At 54.1% G+C, this 20,597-nt stretch carries 14 protein-coding genes; 6 read left to right on the plus strand and 8 right to left on the minus strand.

Annotated elements, in window-relative coordinates; all coding sequences use genetic code 11:
* Positions 1 to 99: 99 nt before the first annotated feature.
* From HZS52_RS20930 to HZS52_RS20940, 3 genes are read right to left on the minus strand one after another with little or no spacing between them, the layout of a single operon-like run.
* Positions 100 to 519, minus strand: a complete 420-nt coding sequence (locus HZS52_RS20930; RefSeq protein WP_190374952.1) for a DUF6691 family protein — start codon at positions 517 to 519, stop codon at positions 100 to 102.
* Positions 520 to 542: 23 nt separating this feature from the next.
* Complete coding sequence (locus tag HZS52_RS20935; RefSeq protein ID WP_190373581.1) at positions 543 to 1,010, minus strand: YeeE/YedE family protein; 468 nt, start codon at positions 1,008 to 1,010, stop codon at positions 543 to 545.
* A 29-nt stretch (positions 1,011 to 1,039) separates the two neighbouring features.
* Positions 1,040 to 1,906 (minus strand): MBL fold metallo-hydrolase, encoded by an 867-nt coding sequence (locus HZS52_RS20940; RefSeq protein ID WP_190373582.1) that lies wholly within the window; start codon positions 1,904 to 1,906, stop codon positions 1,040 to 1,042.
* Between the two features lie 199 nt (positions 1,907 to 2,105).
* Here HZS52_RS20940 and htc2 point away from each other — a divergent pair, with 199 nt between their 5' ends.
* Both htc2 and HZS52_RS20950 read left to right on the plus strand, forming a co-directional pair.
* Positions 2,106 to 3,722, plus strand: coding sequence for a methyl-accepting chemotaxis protein Htc2 (gene htc2 / locus HZS52_RS20945; protein ID WP_190373583.1), 1,617 nt, complete (start codon positions 2,106 to 2,108; stop codon positions 3,720 to 3,722).
* Positions 3,723 to 4,225: 503 nt separating this feature from the next.
* On the plus strand, positions 4,226 to 5,842 hold the full coding sequence (locus tag HZS52_RS20950) for a methyl-accepting chemotaxis protein (RefSeq protein WP_190373584.1): 1,617 nt from the start codon (positions 4,226 to 4,228) through the stop codon (positions 5,840 to 5,842).
* Positions 5,843 to 6,477: 635 nt separating this feature from the next.
* On the opposite strand, the gene HZS52_RS20955 is transcribed toward HZS52_RS20950, so the two are convergent.
* The 3 genes from HZS52_RS20955 to HZS52_RS20965 all read right to left on the minus strand — a co-directional run bounded on the left by HZS52_RS20955 (position 6,478) and on the right by HZS52_RS20965 (position 10,353).
* A complete protein-coding gene (locus tag HZS52_RS20955; RefSeq protein ID WP_009288458.1) occupies positions 6,478 to 7,698 on the minus strand; it encodes a glycosyltransferase family protein in 1,221 nt (406 codons plus the stop codon).
* Positions 7,699 to 7,772: 74 nt separating this feature from the next.
* Positions 7,773 to 8,690: an HAD-IIB family hydrolase gene (locus HZS52_RS20960; RefSeq protein ID WP_027959601.1), complete on the minus strand. Its 918-nt coding sequence runs from the start codon at positions 8,688 to 8,690 to the stop codon at positions 7,773 to 7,775.
* Positions 8,691 to 9,342: 652 nt separating this feature from the next.
* Positions 9,343 to 10,353 carry an OmpA family protein gene (locus tag HZS52_RS20965; RefSeq protein WP_317890272.1) on the minus strand — a complete coding sequence of 337 codons (1,011 nt, stop codon included), beginning with the start codon at positions 10,351 to 10,353 and terminating at the stop codon, positions 9,343 to 9,345.
* Positions 10,354 to 10,563: 210 nt separating this feature from the next.
* Between HZS52_RS20965 and HZS52_RS20970 the strand changes: the two genes are divergently transcribed.
* From HZS52_RS20970 to HZS52_RS20980, 3 genes are all read left to right on the plus strand, one after another.
* The gene (locus HZS52_RS20970; RefSeq protein WP_240550038.1) at positions 10,564 to 11,229 is read left to right on the plus strand and encodes a hypothetical protein; all 666 of its coding nucleotides are present in this window, start codon (positions 10,564 to 10,566) and stop codon (positions 11,227 to 11,229) included.
* A gap of 64 nt (positions 11,230 to 11,293) precedes the next feature.
* Positions 11,294 to 11,824 (plus strand): FlgO family outer membrane protein, encoded by a 531-nt coding sequence (locus HZS52_RS20975; protein ID WP_035538611.1) that lies wholly within the window; start codon positions 11,294 to 11,296, stop codon positions 11,822 to 11,824.
* 85 nt (positions 11,825 to 11,909) lie between these two features.
* The gene (locus HZS52_RS20980) at positions 11,910 to 12,410 is read left to right on the plus strand and encodes a GNAT family N-acetyltransferase (protein ID WP_223827983.1); all 501 of its coding nucleotides are present in this window, start codon (positions 11,910 to 11,912) and stop codon (positions 12,408 to 12,410) included.
* Positions 12,411 to 12,430: 20 nt separating this feature from the next.
* On the opposite strand, the gene HZS52_RS20985 is transcribed toward HZS52_RS20980, so the two are convergent.
* Positions 12,431 to 12,751 carry a DUF6916 family protein gene (locus tag HZS52_RS20985; protein WP_190373586.1) on the minus strand — a complete coding sequence of 107 codons (321 nt, stop codon included), beginning with the start codon at positions 12,749 to 12,751 and terminating at the stop codon, positions 12,431 to 12,433.
* A 63-nt stretch (positions 12,752 to 12,814) separates the two neighbouring features.
* Entirely contained in the window at positions 12,815 to 13,360 is a 546-nt protein-coding gene (locus tag HZS52_RS20990; protein WP_190373587.1) for a phage tail protein, read from the minus strand.
* Between the two features lie 913 nt (positions 13,361 to 14,273).
* Between HZS52_RS20990 and HZS52_RS20995 the strand changes: the two genes are divergently transcribed.
* The gene (locus HZS52_RS20995) at positions 14,274 to 20,492 is read left to right on the plus strand and encodes a DUF4347 domain-containing protein (RefSeq protein ID WP_190373588.1); all 6,219 of its coding nucleotides are present in this window, start codon (positions 14,274 to 14,276) and stop codon (positions 20,490 to 20,492) included.
* Positions 20,493 to 20,597 lie beyond the last annotated feature (105 nt).

The following is a 20,597-nucleotide window of genomic DNA, read 5'->3' on the forward strand; positions in this document are numbered from 1 at the left end:
ATGGAGGACGGGCATTAACCCAGCGTTAAGACAAATAAAAACGCCCTTGCTTTGATGGCAAGGGCGCGGACATGGCAATCGCCGAATAAGGACGAATGGCTAGGCGAGACGCTTAGCAGTAAAACGCCTCGCAAAAAACCAACCCAACACCATGGTCACCAGCATGGCCAATAGCGGTAAGGAAAGACCGCCAATGGAGGCAATCGCTGGCCCTGGGCAGTAGCCGGAAAGCCCCCAGCCGATGCCGAACAGGGCAGCGCCCCCTAATAACTTCGCGTCTAACTCTCGTTTGGTCGGTAACTGAAAGACGCCACCCAACAATGGTGCAGTACGCTTGAATACCAGCCGATAGCCAACAAAGGTGGTGATGACGGCCCCGCCCAATACGAACATTAGCGTTGGATCCCAGGCGCCCGCTACGTCTAGAAACCCCACTACTCGCGCGGGGTCGGTCATGCCTGAAACAGCTAAGCCGATACCGAAAAGTAGCCCCGCCGCATAGCCTGCCGCTGTTTTCATCCAATGACTCTTGTTTGACTGACTCATACTCCACCGCCTAGGCCTAGCATGTGGCGCGATATATAAACGGTCACTAGCGCCGTCAGCAAAAACATACCGGTGGCCGCCATGGAGCGTGGTGCCAAGCGCGCCAGCCCGCACACGCCATGGCCGCTGGTACAGCCACTGCCCAGCCCCGTGCCTACGCCCACTAACAGCCCAGCCACCAGCATTAACCCTACGCCTCCCACCGGCGCGCCAATCACCTCACCAGGGCTTTCGGCAACGTTGCCTAAACCACCACCTAGCGCCATAAGCAGAAGCGGGCCGCTTATCAGCCCTAACAGAAAAGCCACTCGCCAAGCGCTATCGCCCTTGGGGCATTGGGTTATCAAATTGCCCACGATGCCACTGATACCTGCGATACGCCCCAGCGTTGCCATCAACCAGGTAGCGGAAAGCCCGATCAACACACCCCCAACCAGCCCTTGTAAGCCTGCTGTCCAATCCACGGGTCACTCCTCAGCTCGCACTTAAACCGTTAGAAAAAATTAAGCGGCACTTTGAGATAGACAGTGCCATTCTCTTCCGCAGGAGGCAGTTCCCCCGCACGCATATTGACCTGCACCGAAGGAATAATGAGCCGTGGCATGCCTAAGGTGGCGTCGCGCTCAGTGCGCATCTTCACGAACTCGTCTTCGCTGATACCTTCATGAACATGGACGTTCTCACTGCGCTGTTCCGCAACGCTGGTTTCATGCTGAAAGGTATCGCGACCGGGAGCTTTATAGTCGTGGCATAAGAACAGCCGCGTCTGCTCGGGAAGCGCCAATACTTTTTGAATAGAGTGATAAAGAGTGCGCGCATCTCCACCGGGGAAGTCGCACCGCGCGGTGCCATAATCCGGCATAAATAGTGTATCGCCTACAAAGGCGGCATCGCCCACTACGTAGGTTAAACAAGCAGGCGTATGCCCTGGAGTATGCAGCACACGACCTTGTAATTGGCCAACCGTGAACGTATCCCCTTCTTCAAACAGCGCATCAAACTGGCTGCCATCCCGAGCAAACTCACTGCCCGCATTGAATGCCTTACCGAATATCTCCTGCACCTTCACTATGTTGGCACCAATGCCGGTTTTACCCCCTAACTGTTCATGTAGGTATGGCGCTGCCGAGAGGTGGTCTGCATGTACATGGGTCTCCAAAATCCAGACTACATCGAGATCGTGTTCGCGAATAAAAGCGATGATGGTGTTAGCAGATCGCACGTCGGTTCGCCCAGCGGCATAATCAAAATCGAGTACCGAATCTATAATTGCGCAGGCACGGCTATCAGGGTCTTGGACGACATAGCTAAAGGTGTTCGTAGGCTCATCAAAAAAGTGCGTAACGATTGGGCGTTGCATCGTTGCCTCCCATAGGGGTGGTGATCTCAATCTCATGCTATAAAGACAGCATAGTGCATTTTAAGTTCTATATTTAGATTATTTTAGAATATAAGGGTGCTATATATCCCAAAAGAGTGTTCAAGACTATTTTTGCTAAGGTCTGCTCCATTTAGGCCGATAATGAAGGAGTTACTCAATTACAAAAATTAGGAAGAACATGACTCACTTAACAACGACACAAAAACTCTGGGGAACGCTGGGTATTATCTGGGTTGCCATGCTGCTATTGGTTGGCTGGCTTGCCTGGGAGAACCGCCAGACGATTGAGAGCGAACGCCGCGATAGCATTCAATACGTAGTGGAAAGCGTGCAAAACCAAATTGAAGCCCTGCAAGAACGGGTAGCCTCCGGTGAACTTAGCCTGGAAGAAGCGCAGCAGCGTGCGATCGATAATATGTCTAGCGTTAGCTTTGGGGCGGGCGAGTATATCTTTTCATTCAACGATGACTTACTGATTATCTCGCATCCTAGCCGTACACCCGGCACTGACATGACCAATTATGAAGACGCCAGCGGGATGGCGCTGTACCCCGAGTTGCTGCGTGTCGCGCAAGCAGGTGGTGGTCACGTCAATTACTATTCTACCCGCGCGGGTGGCGACGAGCAGCTGCCGAAAACCAGTTATGTAGCACACCTTCCCGAATGGGGCTGGTCACTGGCGACCGGCGTTTATGTCGATGATATTAATGCCGCCTTTATTGCCGGTTTGATTCGCTCGATCGTGATACTACTGATCATTGGCCTGCCGGTAACGCTGCTGATGGGATGGGTTATTCGTGATGTTTCTCGTCGTTTAGGTGGAGACCCACGCTATGCAGCCAACGTAGTACGTCATATTGCCGACGGCGACCTGACCCAGGTCACACGGCTTTCGCCGAAGGATCAACAGAGCTTACTTTTTAATATCAACCGGATGCGTGAAGCTCTTGCCGAGACGATTGGTGACATCCACCACGGCGCAAGCCAGGTCAACAGTGGCGTAGAGCAGATCGTGGGCGTAAACGAAGAGCTTTCGACCCGCACCGAAGAGCAGGCAGCATCACTAGCTGAAACCGCTTCCAGTATGGAACAGCTCACCGCGACTGTTAAGCAAAATGCTGAACACGCTGACCATGCGCGTAAGCTTGCCACCAGAGCGGCCGATAGCGCTCAGCGCGGCAGTGACTCGATGTCGTCCGTCACGACCACTATGGCGACGATTAACGAAAGCGCCACACAGATGAGCAGCATCGTTAACACCATTGACGGTATCGCTTTCCAAACCAATATTTTGGCACTGAACGCGTCAGTTGAAGCCGCCCGAGCAGGTGATCAAGGGCGCGGCTTTGCGGTTGTCGCCAATGAGGTTCGTCAACTTGCCAGCCGCTCAGCTGCTGCGGCACAGGAGATTAAAACGCTGATCGAAGCGTCGGACAGCAAAGTAGTTGAAGGCAGCCGCCAAGTACGCGACACCGGTGATGTGATTAACAGCATGGTTGATGATATCAAACAGCTCAGTACGCTGGTTCAGGAAATTTCTGCGGCTACCATTGAACAGAGCAGCGGCATTGAGCAGGTCAACCAAGCGGTAACGCAAATGGATCAAATGACCCAGCAAAATGCCAGCTTGGTGCAAGAAAGCACTCACGCGACTCAAGCCCTGGCCCAGCTCAGCGCCCAGCTGCGCCAACTGGTTGCCCACTTCCGCATTCACCAGAGCACGGAGCATACACAGGCAAGCTTACCCGCCTCCTCACCCGCCCCGCAGACCGCTCATCAGCATAGCGATTTTTGATGTTTTGTCATTGCGAGCGCAGTGAAGCAATCTCATGGTTACCTGCCACCGCAGATCGAGATTGCCGCGTCGCTGCGCTCCTCGCAATGACGTAGGAGATATCATTGAAATCCTTCACCTGCCATTGCGAACGTAGTGAAGCAATCTCGGGGTTACCTGCCACCGCAGATCGAGATTGCCGCGTCGCTGCGCTCCTCGCAATGACGTAGGTGATATCATTGAAATCCTTCACCTGTCATTGCGAACGTAGTGAAGCAATCTCGGGGTTACCTGCCACCGCAGATCGAGATTGCCTCGTCGCTGCGCTCCTCGCAATGACATATGAGTAGGCTCCTCACAATGATCAACTGGGTGTCATTGCGAGCGACGTGAAACACATCTCAGAATATGCTGCCTCGGCAAGCGAAATTGCCGCGGCAGCATTTACTTTAAATTTTGCTAAGGTATTGGTGCCTTAGGCCGATAGGGAACAACGTTGCTTACTTACATCGGCTAGGAAAAAAATGACTCGCTTAACGACGACGCAAAAACTCTGGGGAACGCTGGGTATTATCTGGGTTGCCATGCTACTGCTGGTAGGCTGGTTGGCCTGGGAGAATCGCCAGACGATTGAGAGTGAACGCCGAGACAGTATTCAATACGTGGTGGAAAGCGTACAGAGCCAAATTGAAGCGCTACAAGAGCGGGTAGTTGCTGGAGAGCTCAGCCTTGAAGAAGCTCAACAGCGTGCCATCGACAATATGTCTAGCGTCAGTTTTGGCGGTGGAGAATATATCTTCTCCTTCGATGATGACCTAAAGATCGTTTCCCACCCCAAGCGCCCCCGCGGTGAAGACATGAGCGCTTACCAGGATGCCAGCGGCATGGATCTTTACGCTGCTTTTCGAGAAGCAGCTCAAGCTGGCGGTGGGCACGTTGACTACTACTCCCGTCGTATCACTGGTGATGAGCAGGTACCGAAAATCAGTTACGTGGCCTATCTTCCCGAATGGCAGTGGTCGCTGGCCACGGGTGTTTATGTAGATGATATAAACGAAGCTTTTATTACACGTTTAATTTACTCGGTAATGGTACTGCTGATTATAGGCCTTCCTGTAACGCTGCTAATGGGCTGGGTCATTCGTGATGTTGCTCGCAGGCTGGGGGGCGACCCACGCTATGCAGCTAGCGTAGTACGCCATATTGCTGATGGAGATTTGACCCAAACCACTCAGCTTTCGCCAAAGGATCAGCAGAGCTTACTATTTGATATCAACCGGATGCGTGAAACCCTGGCCAATACCATTGGCGATATTCACCACGGCGCAAACCAGGTTAACAGTGGCGTAGAGCAGATTGTGGGTGTTAATGAAGAGCTTTCCACACGCACCGAAGAGCAGGCAGCGTCGTTGGCCGAAACGGCCTCCAGCATGGAGCAGCTTACCGCCACGGTTAAACAAAATGCCGAACATGCGGATCACGCGCGAACACTTGCCACACGCACCGCTGACAGCGCTCAACGCGGCAGTGACTCAATGTCCACGGTGATCTCCACCATGGCGACGATTAACGAAAGCGCCACCCAAATGAGCAGCATCGTTAACACCATTGACGGCATCGCCTTCCAAACCAATATTTTGGCACTTAATGCTTCTGTGGAGGCCGCCCGAGCCGGCGAGCAGGGGCGCGGTTTTGCCGTTGTCGCCAATGAAGTTCGCCAACTAGCCAGCCGTTCGGCTGCCGCCGCCCAAGAGATCAAAACGCTGATCGAAGCGTCGGATAGCAAAGTGGTGGAAGGCAGCCGTCAAGTGCATGACACCGGCGATGAGATCAATGGCATGGTCGATGACATTAAACAGCTCAGTACACTGGTTCAGGAAATCTCTGCAGCCACCATTGAGCAGAGCAGCGGCATTGAGCAGGTCAATCAGGCGGTAACGCAGATGGATCAAATGACCCAGCAAAATTCCGGCCTGGTGCAAGAGAGTAACCACGCCACCCAAACGCTCGCACAGCTCAGTGCTCAGCTGCGTCAACTGGTTGCCCACTTCCGCATTAACCAGAGCACGGGACATGCACAAGCAAATTTACCCGCCTCGTCATCGGCTCCGCGTGCAGCTCTCCAGCACAGCGATTTTTGATGTCTTGTCATTGCGAGCGCAGTGAAGCAATCTCGGGGTTACCTGCCATCGCAGATCGAGATTGCCGCGTCGCTGCGCTCCTCGCAATGACATATGAGTAGGCTCCTTGCAATGACAAATGGGTGTCATCGCGAGCGAAGCGTGGCGATCTCGGTGTTGTCATTGGGAACGCAGTGAAGCAATCTCGGGGTTACCTGCCATCGTAGATCGAGATTGCCGCGTCGCTGCGCTCCTCGCAATGACATATGAGTAGGCTCCTCGCAATGACATATGAGTAGGCTCCTCGCAATGACATATGAGTAGGCTCCTTGCAATGACAAATGGGTGTCATCGCGAGCGAAGCGTGGCGATCTCGGTGTTGTCATTGGGAACGCAGTGAAGCAATCTCGGGGTTACCTGCCACCGCAGACCGAGATTGCCGCGTCGCTGCGCTCCTCGCAATGACATATGAGTAGGCTCCTTGCAATGACAAATGGGTGTCATCGCGAGCGAAGCGTGGCGATCTCGGTATTGTCATTGGGAACGCAGTGAAGCAATCTCGAGGTTACCTGCCATCGCAGATCGAGATTGCCGCGTCGCTGCGCTCCTCGCAATGACATATGAGTAGGCTCCTTGCAATGACATATGAATAGGCGCTAAACCTTACCTTGGTTATCCAGCTCTACCGCTTCGTGCATACGCGTGAGCAGATCTGGCACCGCGGCCTGAACACGGTTCCAGCTGGGGATAAAGGGTCGCTCACGTGGGTTATCCATAAAAAGATTGCCCGCTTCGAGCAGGTTACTGGCAAACAGCTCCACGGCCTGCTCTTCGCTGTGGCGATCAAGGCTTAGGCCGTTCATCGTCGCATCGTGGTCGTAGGCTTCGATCAAATCCAGCGCAAAGCGGTAGTAGGTAGCTTTAAGCGTGCGGAAGTCTTCGCTGCTAAAGGTAACCCCCTGGGTGGCTAGTTTGCGATAGAGCGCTTTTGAAATATCCAGGCTCATGCGGTTTAAGCCGCTATCAGGATCATCTTCGCTAACCGGCTGATGCTTGTGGTCGTAGGCATCGGCAATATCTACCTGGCAGAGCTGGCGCAGGGAGTAGTTGCGTTGTAACTCCGACAAAACGCCAATTTCCAGCCCCCAATCCGCAGGCATACGAATCCCCTCTAGCACTTCGCTGCGCATCGCAAACTCACCTGACAGTGGGTAGCGAAAGCTATCCAGGTAATCAAGGTAGGGCATCGGCCCACAGACAGTTTTAAGCGCCCGCAGCAGCGGTGTGACTAACAGCCGTGAGACGCGCCCATTCAGTTTGCCCTCGGCAATACGGGGGTAATAACCTTTGCAGAAGCTGTAATTGAAATTGGGGTGCGCCACCGGATACATCAAGCGCGCAAGCAGCCCACGCTCATAGGTCAAAATATCGCAGTCGTGAAGCCCTACCACCGTCGAGCGCCCAGACGACAGCATATAGCCTGCGCAATACCATACATTGCGCCCTTTCCCAGGCTCTAAAGCGCCTAAACCGTGCTCTTCCAGCTCCGCATCCAGGGCGCGCAGCCGTGGGCCATCGTTCCATAAGATGCGCGTGTGTTGCGGCAGGCGTGAGAAAAACTCCCGAGCATATAAAAATTGCTCGCGATCGGCTCTATCCAGGCCAATGACAATCTCGTTGAGATAAGGGACTTTAACCAGCTCATCGACGATCGCCGACAGCGCTGGCCCTTCCAGCTCCGAAAACAGCGACGGTAGAATCAGCCCCATTGGACGTCGTCGAGCAAACTGGCACAGCTCTTGTTCAAGCGCCTCCACCGAGCGCCGGGTAAGGTTGTGAAAGTCGGTAATAATTCCGTTTTGATGAAAGTCACTCATTCACTTACCTCCCTGGATTCATAGAACTGGGGTCAAAGTACTGGACTCAAATAACTGTACTCAAAGAACTGTACTCAAAGGACAGCGGCATCGCCCTTTTCCGCCGTCGCTAAACGGCGGTCATCTCGCCCCCACCAGTAGGCCACTCCCTCAGCCCAGCCGGTTGGCCCTGTGGCATCCGTGCGATAGAGCGAAGCGTTGCGGGGTTCTACGGCTAAGTCGTGACAACCTCGTATCACGACCGCTTGATCCACTGCTTCGAGCATAGTGATATCGTTTGGCCCATCTCCCAAACCCAATGAAAGAGGCATTCGCCCTCTTAATGCCGTGAAGCGTTTAACCAGCCACTCGACGGCATTGCCCTTATCGGCGGAGCGCCCCATTACATGCCAAAAGCGCCCACCTTGAGTAAGCTGTAAGCCATCCCCCTCTAAAGCGGCGCGAAACGTCTCAAGGGCCGCGGCCGAGTCTTCCCACAACAACGGTTCGCTACCTTCCCGCTGCCGAGCATCCCGGGCGCGAACTGCGTCGAGCCCGGTAAGCTCCATCACCTCAGCTACGCTCATCTCTCCCATGCGGGTAAAGCGAATATCCAAGCGTTCACGCCACACCTTTAATCGGGCACGTATAAAGCCAATATCCACACCAGGATGTTTGATAACGACACCATCACGTCCACTGCCTGGACGGTCTAAGCGTGCATGACACCAGCCAGGGGGGAGACCAATAACCGCACCATTTTCAGCAATAAATGGGGTTGCCGTGAGGCCCAGCGCTTCGCGCAGCGGTATCAGTTCGGCACGGGTTTTACTGGTCACCGGAACCACCGGCACCCCCATTTGCTTTAAGCGGGCAAGCCAGGGAGCAGCAGGGCTGAAGTCATAACTGTGATGGTCGAGCAGTGAGCCATCTAAATCGGTCAAGACAAGCCGCGGCTGCAGAGCCGGATCAACCGAAGGGGTTGACGCTGAAAGACGAGCGGGTTCAGGCATAGCACTACCTCTCTTCGGCCTTAACGCTTCGTTAAGACGTCATGTCTAGAACGCCTAAATAGCTATGGCCAGCTATTAACTACTATGACCAGCTATTAATTGCTACGTAAAGCATAGCAATTAATAAGCCAAAACAGAGAAGTGTCTATTCAACAGAGGGTTACGTGGCATTTGACGGGATAAATAAATCAGAGTACTTGAAAGCACCAAAAAGAGGCAGTTAAAACACACCACAAAGGTGCATGAAGCAGATCGGTGCGCTTTGTACAGCCCCTTTCAGAATAAGCATTAGCGATAACTAAGATGATAAAAAGTAAAAAAAGCTTTACCGCACTTGGCAACGCTTAATAAATAGCTATACTGATATTGTACCCACTGGCAATCCTGTACACCCCTCACCTGATGCCAGTGGACTGCAGTGAGCCAAGCCCTTTAATGCCCGCCTCCCCCGGCGGGCTTTTTTCTATGTCATTGCCCCTCTTATGTCATCGCGAGCGAAGCGTGGCGATCATGTTGCCGTCTCATTGCAAACATAGAGAAGCAATCTCGGGGTTAGCTATCACTGACAAATCAGATTGCCGCGTCGCTGCGCTTCTCGCAATGACATTTTCCTTATAGCTGAGCAGCTATTTACTCCTCTATTAACTGCCCCTTACTCCACATGAATCACCACCTCAACCCGCCGATTACGTGCACGCCCTTCCGCGGTGGCGTTGCTCTCTAGCGGTTTTGTTGCTGCCAAGCCGACTGCGCGAAGGCGTTCAGCATCCACGCCCGCCGCTTCCAGCGCTTCCACAATGGCAATGGCACGAGCACTCGACAGCGCCCAGTTAGATGAGAACTCCTCGGTGCTAATGGTCTGGCTATCCGAATGGCCCTCCACCCACACTTCGCCATCGTAGCGCTGAATAGTCTCGAGCAAACTGCTCACTAGTGACGACCCATCGTTGGTTAGCTCAGCCGTGGCAGAGGGAAACAGCAGTTGATCCTGTACACGCAGGCTAATCCCCTCAGCCACCCGCGATACTTCAACACCCTCCAGGTCGGGCAAATAGGTAGACTCTTCAACGCGTTCCGAAAGCGCCTGATTTAGCGCAGTCGCCCCCGCTACTGACTCATCGCTCACCACTTGTACATTTGCCGGGGGGTGGTCGGTTAACACCACCATGTAGTCAGCTAAGGGCGATGTAAAATCATCGCTGCCCGCGGGCATCAGTAGTTTTGGTAAGGAAATAACCGGCTCAGCAGGCGGCAATGGTGCTGCCAAAAGCGGTGGAACACCGAAGCTGACTCGTCGAGGAAGATCGGCCAGCTTGGGCAGCCCTGCCACGCCAAGTGCCGCACTAATCGCCATGGGGTTCAATCCTGCACTGCTCCACCGGGCGACACTCTCACGCTCATGGCTTACCTGGGCCAATGCTTCAGGCAGGGGGACTCCCAAAGTAGGCGAGGATGTGCCCGCGTCCTCGCTCACACTATCCTTCTGGTTCAATTGAGGAATAACCGGCCCTGCAGCGGCGATAATGACCACGAACAGAGCCACCAACAAGGTCATGATATCGAGATAACTGATCATCCAACCGCTACCGCTATCACTTTCATGATAGGCCGACATCAGCGAATCATGGCGCGGACCGCCGCGGTGATCTTCAAGCATTGGCATTATCGCTCATTCAAGTTTTTAACCTCGTGGCCGATCTTGCTAGGTATGATGAATTAGATACGTCGAATTAGGCATGGCAAACTAAGCAAAGCACATAGTCTATCAAAAGCCGTTTTGTAGCGAAAAAGGAACCAGCAGGTGCGCACCCGTCCCCGATTATTTCCATTACCCTATTTCATACGTCCTGTTAGTTTGGGGCTGGCAAGCTTAATGCTTAGCGGCTGCTTTTATGCCAACACATCTCAAGCGCCGATCGCCACTACCTACCCCTATACCGAACAGCAACGTATGCAGGCAGCTCACCACTGGGATGTGCTGGCCCGCCATGAAGCTACCAGCATTTTACAACGCGAGCGCGTTCGCAATCGCGATTTACACATCAGCGAGTCAGACAGTGAAGCACTGCACGCCTACAGTGGCGGTGAATTTGGGCGTGGCTTTCGCGCACTGCTGACCAGCGAACTGGTGTCACGGGGCGCTAACCTTACCACCGTCCCCACTGCAAACAGCGCCAATATCACTATCGACGTCGAAGTTGTCGAGCACCGTGACCGCGGCTTTATCCGCCCACCGGTTGGCGCTTTTACCGCACTCACCGCGGGCATTGCGGTAGCCACGATTCCGTTTAATCAGTGGAGCGAACCTGCGCTGGGATTAATCCCCGCCGGCATGCTTGCCGATACCACCAGCGGTAGTTGGACATACACCGGTGACGAAGAGATCATCGTGACCACGCAAATTATCGACGGCGAACGAATTCTCTACTCTTCGTCCAACATTTACTACATCAATGCCGGTGACCGTCGTCAATATGCCCCTCATCGCGTGCCTCAGGCACCTACCACTCCCTCCGTTCCCCTTACTGATACGTGGTAATTTCATGCTGATGACACTTTTAACTACTTGGCGCGCTCGCTCTATCGGCCATGCTACCCGTGGGATGACCATGGGCATAACGCTACTGTTACTGGCTGGTTGCAGCGCGCTGGGCAATGCTAACAACACGCCCGCTGAACCGGAACCCGATCTCTCTGAATTGGTTCATGCCGCTGCCGAGCAGATGGTTGCCAGCAATCCAGAGCTCACGCGCTATAGCCCCATGATTGCCGCCACTTTTGTGAGCATCGACAATCTAAGCCAGTCGTCTACGCTTGGGCGTATTAGCTCTGAAATTATGGCCTCCGCACTGGCCCGTCAGGGTATGCAGGTACGCGAAGTCAAAATGCGCGACAGCATGTTTATCGAAGAGAGCGTGGGGGAATTGATTCTATCACGGCAAGTTCAGCGCCTAACCGCTCAGCACAACGCCCGTTCAATTTTAATGGGCACCTATGCACAGGGCCAGGACTACGTCTATGTAAGTGCTCGGGTCGTGCGAGCAGGTGATGCCATGGTACTCGGCAGCGCCGATTTCCGCTTACCGCTCAATAACAACACCCGAAGCTTGTTAGAGGGTCAAGGGGGTTGGTGAGCACTCACGATTTTTGGCAAGCTCACGTTTATCTTGTAGTGGTGGGCGATTCAATCAACTTATATCCTTGGGCAATGGCAAACGAATGGCAGGTATTGGCGGGCACTTAAACGATGGGTTGCAACTTCGACCCTCTAGAGATTCAGATCATCTTTTTCTTGAAGCGCTTTATCGAGATATCCGGCAAGACCTGCAACTAGCGCTGGCTGATCAAGATATGATTGAGGCGCTGCTTGAGATGCAGGTTAAGGCCCAAGCAATCGGTTATGGAACCGCCTACCCCAATGCCTTGTATTATATCATCGAGAAACAGGGTGAGCGGATCGGCCGTGTCACTGTGGATTTCGGTGCCAACGAAGTGCATATTCTCGACCTCGCGCTGATCAAGGGGGCACGTAACAAGGGCTATGGTGCTGTCGTTCTTAAGGCAGTCCAGGCAGCAGGGGCTCAAGTTATGAGCCCCGTTTCCCTTTCCGTCGATCCATTTAATGTTTATGCCAAACAGCTTTACCAGCAGCTAGGGTTCCGCTTTGAAGGATTAATGGGGGCAGTAGAGCGCTGGGTCTGGTATCCGCAAACGCCCTAGTCAACTATTAGTTAAAAATATTAGTTAAAAACCAGTTGATACCAGGGCCGCGGGTCGCCACCCATTGGGGGTAACACACGGTTAATGTAGACGCCTTCCAGCGTTGCTCCGTCGCCTAAGCGCAAGACCCCGGTGGCGCTGGTAAAACCAACCTCATCTTGCTGCCCAGACAGAAGAACACCGAAAGGCTCCCGCGCTTCGCCTGCCCCAGGCACTTGGCAGTCGGGGCGGCTTGTTATTTGCTCGACCGTTAACTTCACCGAAAGCGCAGAGGTCGCCTCAAAGGTACACTCTTTTCCCTGTAGCGGCTGAAAGTCCGCCGCCGTAATGGTGCCTAACATTGTGACTCCTACGATAAGAGGCCGAACCTCCAAACGTTCGGCCACCATCACTTGTTGCCCTACCTATTGGCGGGATGGATAGATACCCTGCAATGCAATACTGAAGTTCAGGGCGAGATAAGGGTTCATAACGTTAAACGGTTGGCTCCCTCCGGTAATGCCCGTTTGGCCATTACCTAATTCAACCGTGCCAGAGGGGGTGCCACGGAAGTAATTGCTCACCGGATCACCAAAGCCAACTTTTCCGCTGGCTAGATAATCCCCTGTGGCAGGCGTGTCTTCATTGGCGTCATCAGGTGTGGTCATTGCCCCAGCGGCATGGGTATGTTGAGGCATTTGATTGATAGTCAGTGTGCGGTTTTCCGCTCCAGCCTGCTCACCGATAGTGACATTTGGCATGCCCGCTCCCTGACCTTGCCCTCTGGGCATTCGCCCTCTCAGATCTGGCAGGTTAAAGGTGGTTTGGCCGTTGCCACCGTAAACAGTGCCGAGCAAAGAGTAGAGAGCCTGATACTGTGCAATAGATAGCTGGGTACCATTGCATAGAGCCCAGTCCACCGGTGCCCATGCAAAGCCTAGCATTTTGATTTCCCCAACAAATGGATCCATAAAGCACTCCTTGTTACTGTTGTAATAAAAATGCCTTTAATAAGGCGTCGCTTAATGCTTACGGCAACTACTTGTCCACTAGCTTAGGCCACTAACCGCTGACAAGCCTGCTACACGCCCTAGTACCATAGCCTCATTAAACCTAGCAGTAAAATCTTGCATACACTTAGGCCAGCGACCATAATCTTAGTACTTATTTGGTAATTGCCTCAATAAACTTTAACAACTGTTTTTCCGTAGTAAGAGACCCAAAAACTGCATAAGCAGCAAGGTAATTTAAGTAAGAAAAAGCTAAAAAAGAAAAATTGAATGATAGCTTAGGATACTTCACACAGCAGCGGGGCCCTTTGATGTAGCGAAGAGCGCGATCACGTGTTTCTGAACGTGGAAAGATGGGCCTAATCGAGCGACCAGATCATCCAGCAGTGTTGAAAACTGTGTTGAAATAGGGAAATCCAATGTATGCATCTTTCACCCTGTGAGCGTCTTTATATCAATCACAGACAGTGTCGCTTACTCAGTGACGGCTGTCATACTCAGCATTTCAGCTTAAATGCCGCAGAATCACAGTATCAGTTGGGTATCACCGAAATCACTAGAGTGGCCACCCACAGCACAACGGATCACTTCAGTATCAGCTTCTCGCAACCCCTTGTCAGCGACATGCTTTCGAAAGATCCTGAGTGAGAAAGAACTGCGCAAGGAGCATTAAGCAAGGAGCATTAAAATGGACATTACAGCGCTTCGGGTTGCTATCTTTGACGGCGACAGCTCCAGCCTGTCACTTGCTTATTGCCGGGTCGACGCCGTATAAGAAAATCCATATAAAAAAGGCGTATAAACAAATACCTACAGATAAAACACACATAAACATATAACCAAATCTCTAGACAACTTAAAGAGTGTGCTCTTTATGAATACTCCCACCCGCCAAACGTCCCCAAGCCAATCGACTGGTCGTAACGAAGTCATCTTCGTCGACCCCCGAGTTGACGATTACCAGACACTGCTTAACGGCGTGGCCGACGATACCGAGGTCATACTGTTAGACCCTAACACCAGCGGCGTTGAACAAATCGCCCAGTCGTTAGCACAGCGCGGCGAATTTGACGCCATCCACCTGGTTTCCCACGGCAGTGAAGGGCGCCTAGCGCTTGGTAACAGCACGCTTGATAGCGAGACTCTGCCGGGTTATGCCAGCTTCCTGGAACAATGGGGCGAAGCATTGGGGCCAAACGGCGACATCCTTATTTACGGCTGTGATGTTGGTGCGGGCGAGCAGGGACTGCGGTTTGTGGAAGCGCTAGCACGGGTAACCGGGGCGGATGTGGCCGCTTCCGATGACTTAACCGGTGCCAGTAATCTTGGCGGGGATTGGGACTTGGAGACCAATGTAGGTGTCATCTCGGCCAATAGCCTAGTAAACAACTTTGCTACCAGTGGGTTTTCTGGAGTGCTCACGCCGGCTGCAGGAACCATCACGTTTGGGACTGCGGAGGCGGATTCCAATATTGCTGCACAATCACCCAACCCGACTGCAACGAATGTACAAGGATCCGGTCTGGACGTTGAAATTGTTATGATATCTGGGGAGTCGCGGATAGATCTTGCCCGGGAGGCGGGCATATCGGATGATGGAAGCGATTTGACGCTGAGAGCGTACTCGCCACCAGACGAGGGTGTCATTGACTATGTGCGGTTTACATCGAATGGTGGTGGGAAATTTCAACTCGATTCATTTGAGTTCGAGTATCTTGCGAACACTGACAACACCTTTGACGTCCAAGCGTTTGCCGGTGGTATTCAAGTCGGGTCTGCGGTCACAATTGATGTTGCTGGAAATGATGTGACCACGGCAAACTTTGGCACGGATTTTCAGAATATCGACGAATTCCGAATTGTCGCTGGCTTCGCAGCGCGAACCAACTACGACAATATCGTTATTTCCAACGCGGTCACGCCGAACTCCCCTCCCGTATTCACCACCGCTAATAATGCTGATATCGATGAAACCGCCATCAGTGGCACCGTGGTGCTGGCGGATAGCGATATAGAAGCGAACGATGGCGACGGTGGCGGAATTGATTCGGTCACTTATTCGATTGTCGGTGGTACAGGGGAAGACTACTTTGATATCAATGCTTCCAACGGCGAAGTCACGTTAAATGCCGCCGGTGCAGCAGCGCTCGACTATGAAACCACCGCAAGCTACACCCTGACTATCCAGGCCGATGACGGTGAAAGTAGCAACAACACCGCGACCCAAGACATCACTATTTCGGTCAACGATATCGCCCCGGCCATCACCGCCGGCCAATCCTTTAGCGTTAACGAGAGCGATACCAACAGCACTTCCCTGGGCACGGTCGCCACTACCGGTGACGATAACTCGGTGAGCTACTCCATCGCGTCCGGCAACACTGGCAACGCCTTCACTATCGACGGTTCCACGGGCGAGATTACCCTGAGCGACACCAGCCAGCTCGACGCCAGCGCGACCGGTAGCTATACGCTCAGCGTACAAGCCACCGATGGCAATACCGCATCAACGCAAGATGTCACCATCAACGTCACCGACGATGTGGCTCCCAGCGTTACCAGTATTGCCCCAAGCGGTTCACCCGATGCCAATGCTGCATCCGTCGATTACACCGTTACCTTTAGCGAAAGCGTCAGCAATGTCTCTGCCGATGATTTCACCCTTACCTCCACCGGCACCGCCTCTGGCACGATTAGTGCGGTTGCTGGCAGCGGTGACAGCTATACGGTCAGCGTTACCGGTATTAGCGGTGAAGGTGACCTGCGCCTGGATCTTAACAGTGGCACCGATATCGACGATGGGGCCACCAATGCCCCGGCAGGCTACACCAGCGGTACGGCTCACAGCGTTGATCTGGTCAAGCCGAGCGTCACCATCGTCACCTCACCGACGGCCGACGGTACTTATAAAGCGGGTGACACCGTTGATATTACGCTGACCTTTAGTGAAGCTGTGACCGTCACCGGGACGCCGCAGCTAACGCTGGAAACCGGGGCAACTGACCGAGTCATTGACTATACGGCGGGCTCCGGGACTAACACGCTGACGTTCGCGTATACCGTTCAAGCAGGCGATGAAACCAGCGATCTGGCGCTGGCGGGCAGCGAGATCCTGCTCAATGGAGGTACCCTTCAGGATGCCGAAGGCAACGACGCGGTGGTCACCCTACCCACACCGGGTGACGCGAACTCGCTAAGTGCTAACAAGGACATTGTCATCGATGCCGTCGCGCCCAGCGTTACGAGTATTGCGCCCAGTGGTTCACCTGCGGCCAATGCTTCCTCAGTGGATTACACCGTTACCTTTAGCGAAGACGTCGACGATGTTTCTATCGATGACTTCCTACTCAACACCACCGGCAGCGCTTCGGGTAATATCGCCTCCATTTCAGGTTCCGGCAGTAGCTACACCGTCACTGTGGATACCATTACTGGCGAAGGCGACTTGCGCCTTGACCTGAACGACGGCACCGACATCAATGATGGTGCAGGCAATGCCTCGGAGGGCTTCTCCAGCGGCACTGCACATACCGTTGACGTGATGAACCCGAGTGTAACCAATGTCACCTCGACGAATGCCAACGGTACTTATAAAGCGGGCGACACCGTTAACATCACCCTAGCGTTCAGCGAAGCAGTGACGGTCAGCGGTACACCGCAGTTGACGCTGGAAACCGGGGCAACGGATCGCACCATAGATTACGTGGCTGGCTCAGGTACCGACGAGCTGACGTTTGCGTATACCGTCCAGGCGGGGGATGAGTCCAGTGATCTGGCGCTGACCAACGCTGGAATCATTCTCAATGGCGGCTCAATTCGCGATGCAGCAGGCAACGACAGCGAACTCACCCTGCCCACACCGGGGACTGCCAACTCGCTCAGCGCCAACAAAGACATCGTCATTGATGCCGTAGCGCCCGTCATCACCAGCGTTTCTATTCCGAATAGCAGTCATAAAATCGGTGATACCGTGACCGTCGCTATTACCGCGGGAGAGCCAGGCTTGTCGCTGGACGCCGGTACGGTGAACGGGGTAGCGGTCACCGATTTTACCGATCAGGGCGGCGGCAGCTATACCGCCACTTACACGGTACAGGAGGGGGATACATCCCGCGCCCCAGGCGACGATATTCCCGTTAACTTTGTGCTGTTCGATGCGGCAGGCAATAGCTCTAGTGCTTACACTACTGCTATCAGCCAGAGTGCTGATGTCATCGACGCGGCTCGCCCCACCCTGGATGGCGCTATTGTACCGTCGCTCGCCACCATTACGGACGACCAGATCGGCAGTGGCGGTTTTACCCTGACGCTGAACTTCAACGAAGCGATGAATACTGGCGTCGCACCCACGATCACCTTCCCAACGGAAGATCCCACAAACACGCTTACCTTTAACGCCGGCAGTTGGACGGATGCCAAGACCTATATCGCCACCTTCGACACCGCCGATGCCAATGAAGTGATCAATAACGTGGATGTGCGAGTCAGCGATGCTCAGGATGCGGCGGGCAATACGCTTGCCGCCGTAACGCAAAACGACCTCTTCAGCGTGGTTACCGCCACCAGCCCGGCGATTCAGGCGATTACCTCGCCCACCGCCGATGGCACCTTTGCGGTGGGCAGCAGCATTGATATCACCGTGACGTTCGATAAAGCGGTCGACTTTACTGCCAACGGCGGCGCGCTAACGGCTACACTCAACACCGGCGCAACGATCCTTCTCACCAATAGCGACGCCGCTAACCAAACGCAGTTTAGTGGCCGTTATACGGTGCAAGAGGGTGAGACGGACACCGATGGGCTTAACGTCGCCTCGCTAACCCTGACCGGCGGTGCCACGCTGGTCGCCCACAATAACGGCGTAGCGGCGGACCTTGATACGCTGCCCAATGGGCAAAACCTTGCCGACAATACGGATTTGTCGATTGATGCCAATTCGCCTGCTGCTTCAGCGCCCACGCTCGCGGCGGATTCCGATAGCGGCGTGAGCGCTAGCGATAATCTCACCCACCACACAACGCCCACCCTGACCGGCACCGGGGCCGAAGCGGGAGCCAGCGTTACAATACGGGTCGACGGCATCAGCGTGGGTAGCGCCACCGCCAATGGCAGCGGTGACTGGGCCTTCACCTTGGCCGAAGGCGATCTGAGCGAAGGCCTCAACACGATCGATACGCTGGTTGGCGATAGCGCAGGTAATACCAGCAGCGCATCAGCGGGTCTTGCGCTAACCCTGGATAACACCGCGCCCACCGCCAATGATGATACAACGGCCACGGTACGTGAAGACGCGGGGGAGACCCTGCTGACCAACGTTAACGGAGCCGGCGATAAGCTCACCGATAACGACACAGGCGCAGACGACACGGCCCCTATCACCGCTGTGAATGACCGTGCCGATGCCCTGGGCAGCGCGGTGGCGGGCAGCAACGGCGGGCGCTTTATTATCGAAGCCGATGGCACGGCTAGCTTCGACCCCAATGGTGAGTTTGAAGCCCTTGCCCACGGTGACACGCTTACCACCGATGTCACCGTCGACATTCAAGACACCGCAGGCAATACCAGCACGTCCACCCTTAGCGTGACAGTGGAAGGCATCAATAATGCACCTACCATCGCCACCAACGCAGGCCCCAGCGTAAAAGCCGGCCGTAGCGTCACATTAACGACGGCCAACCTGAATGAAGGCGATCCGGATGATGCTGGCGATGAGCTCACTTATACACTGAACACCCTGCCAACGTCCGGTACGTTATTGCTCGATGGTACCGCCTTAGCCGCGAGCGAGACGTTTACCCAACAAGACATCGACAATGGCTTGGTGACATTTACCGCGGGCAGCAGTGCGGGCAATGCCAGCTTTGACTTTACCCTGGCTGATGGCGGCGAGGATGGTGTGGAAAGGGTCTCTGGAACTGTGACCTTTACGGTGGAAGCAACACCGGAGCCCGAGCCTGAGCCTGAACCAGAACCTGAGCCTGAACCAGAACCTGAGCCTGAGCCTGAACCAGAACCAGAACCAGAACCGGAGCCTGAGCCTGAACCCGAGCCAGAGCCAGAGCCCGAGCCCGAGCCTGAACCCGAACCAGAGCCTGAACCCGAACCTGAACCCGAGCCAGAGCCTGAACCCGAGCCAATTGAGCTCGCCAACTTTGTTGATATATTCACTGAAAAGGGATGGGAATTGCCATCTGAGCTCTTGGAACAGCTACGTAATACCGCCACCTTTGTGCATTACCCTGAGTTCGATACGGTGCTGACACCCATTATCCGTTTATACAACGGCATTCTTGATCGCGTTGCTGAACGGGAAGGCTTGGAGTACTGGGTGGCGCAGCAAAATGCAGAAGGCAGCTTCAACGATATTGTTCAGGACTTTATGTTAGCAGAAGAGGTGAGCACCGCGTTACAAGCCATGGGCAGCGATAATGCCACCTTTGTGGATACGCTTTATCAAGCCGCACTAGGCCGCGCCGCGGATGAGAGCGGCCGCGATTACTGGGTAGACATCCTTGAGAGCAACAACGGGGATCGTAGTGAGGTCGCCCGTTGGTTTGTCCAATCACAGGAGTATATCAACGCCAACCTTCCTCTAGTGAACGGCAATAAGCTGCTGGCCTGGGGCGTGAACCTAGAACAAATGGAAATGCGCTCGCTGGGTTTTGATACCGGCGTAACGGCCGATCAAGACGACTTAGCGGAGACGTTAGTCCGGCTTTATACCGGCTTAGCCGGAGAGTCACCTAATGAGGCGACGTTTAATGCATGGCTGGAGAGTGGCCAAACGCCAGAAGCACTAGCGGCAAGCCTACTGGAAAGCGAAGACTTGCTAACCACCGGAGAACCGATAGATTTTGAGATATTGATCGATACGCTTTATGAGCGGGTGCTAAATCGCTCACCGGACACCGCAGGTGAGCAGTATTGGCAAGAGGTGCTGCAAAACGGAGATGCCAGCCTGACTGAAATGGTGATGGCGTTTACTGACTCAAACGAGCACAAGCAGCTCAGTCGTTCAGAAGTGGATAATTATCTTGATGCCGCCAACCTGGTAGGCGTCGAAACTGACCTTGAGTCCTACCTGTTCGGCTAGGGCTATGGACTAACCCAACGGCACCGCAACTAAGTAAGTGGCGGTGCCGATTTCCTCCCGTCGCTCAATACATGCAGTTTTTTTGAGAGCCAAGTGGCTTGGTGA

Origin of the sequence: Vreelandella titanicae, from assembly GCF_014697095.1 — a bacterium.
Classification (GTDB): Bacteria; Pseudomonadota; Gammaproteobacteria; order Pseudomonadales; family Halomonadaceae; genus Vreelandella; species Vreelandella titanicae.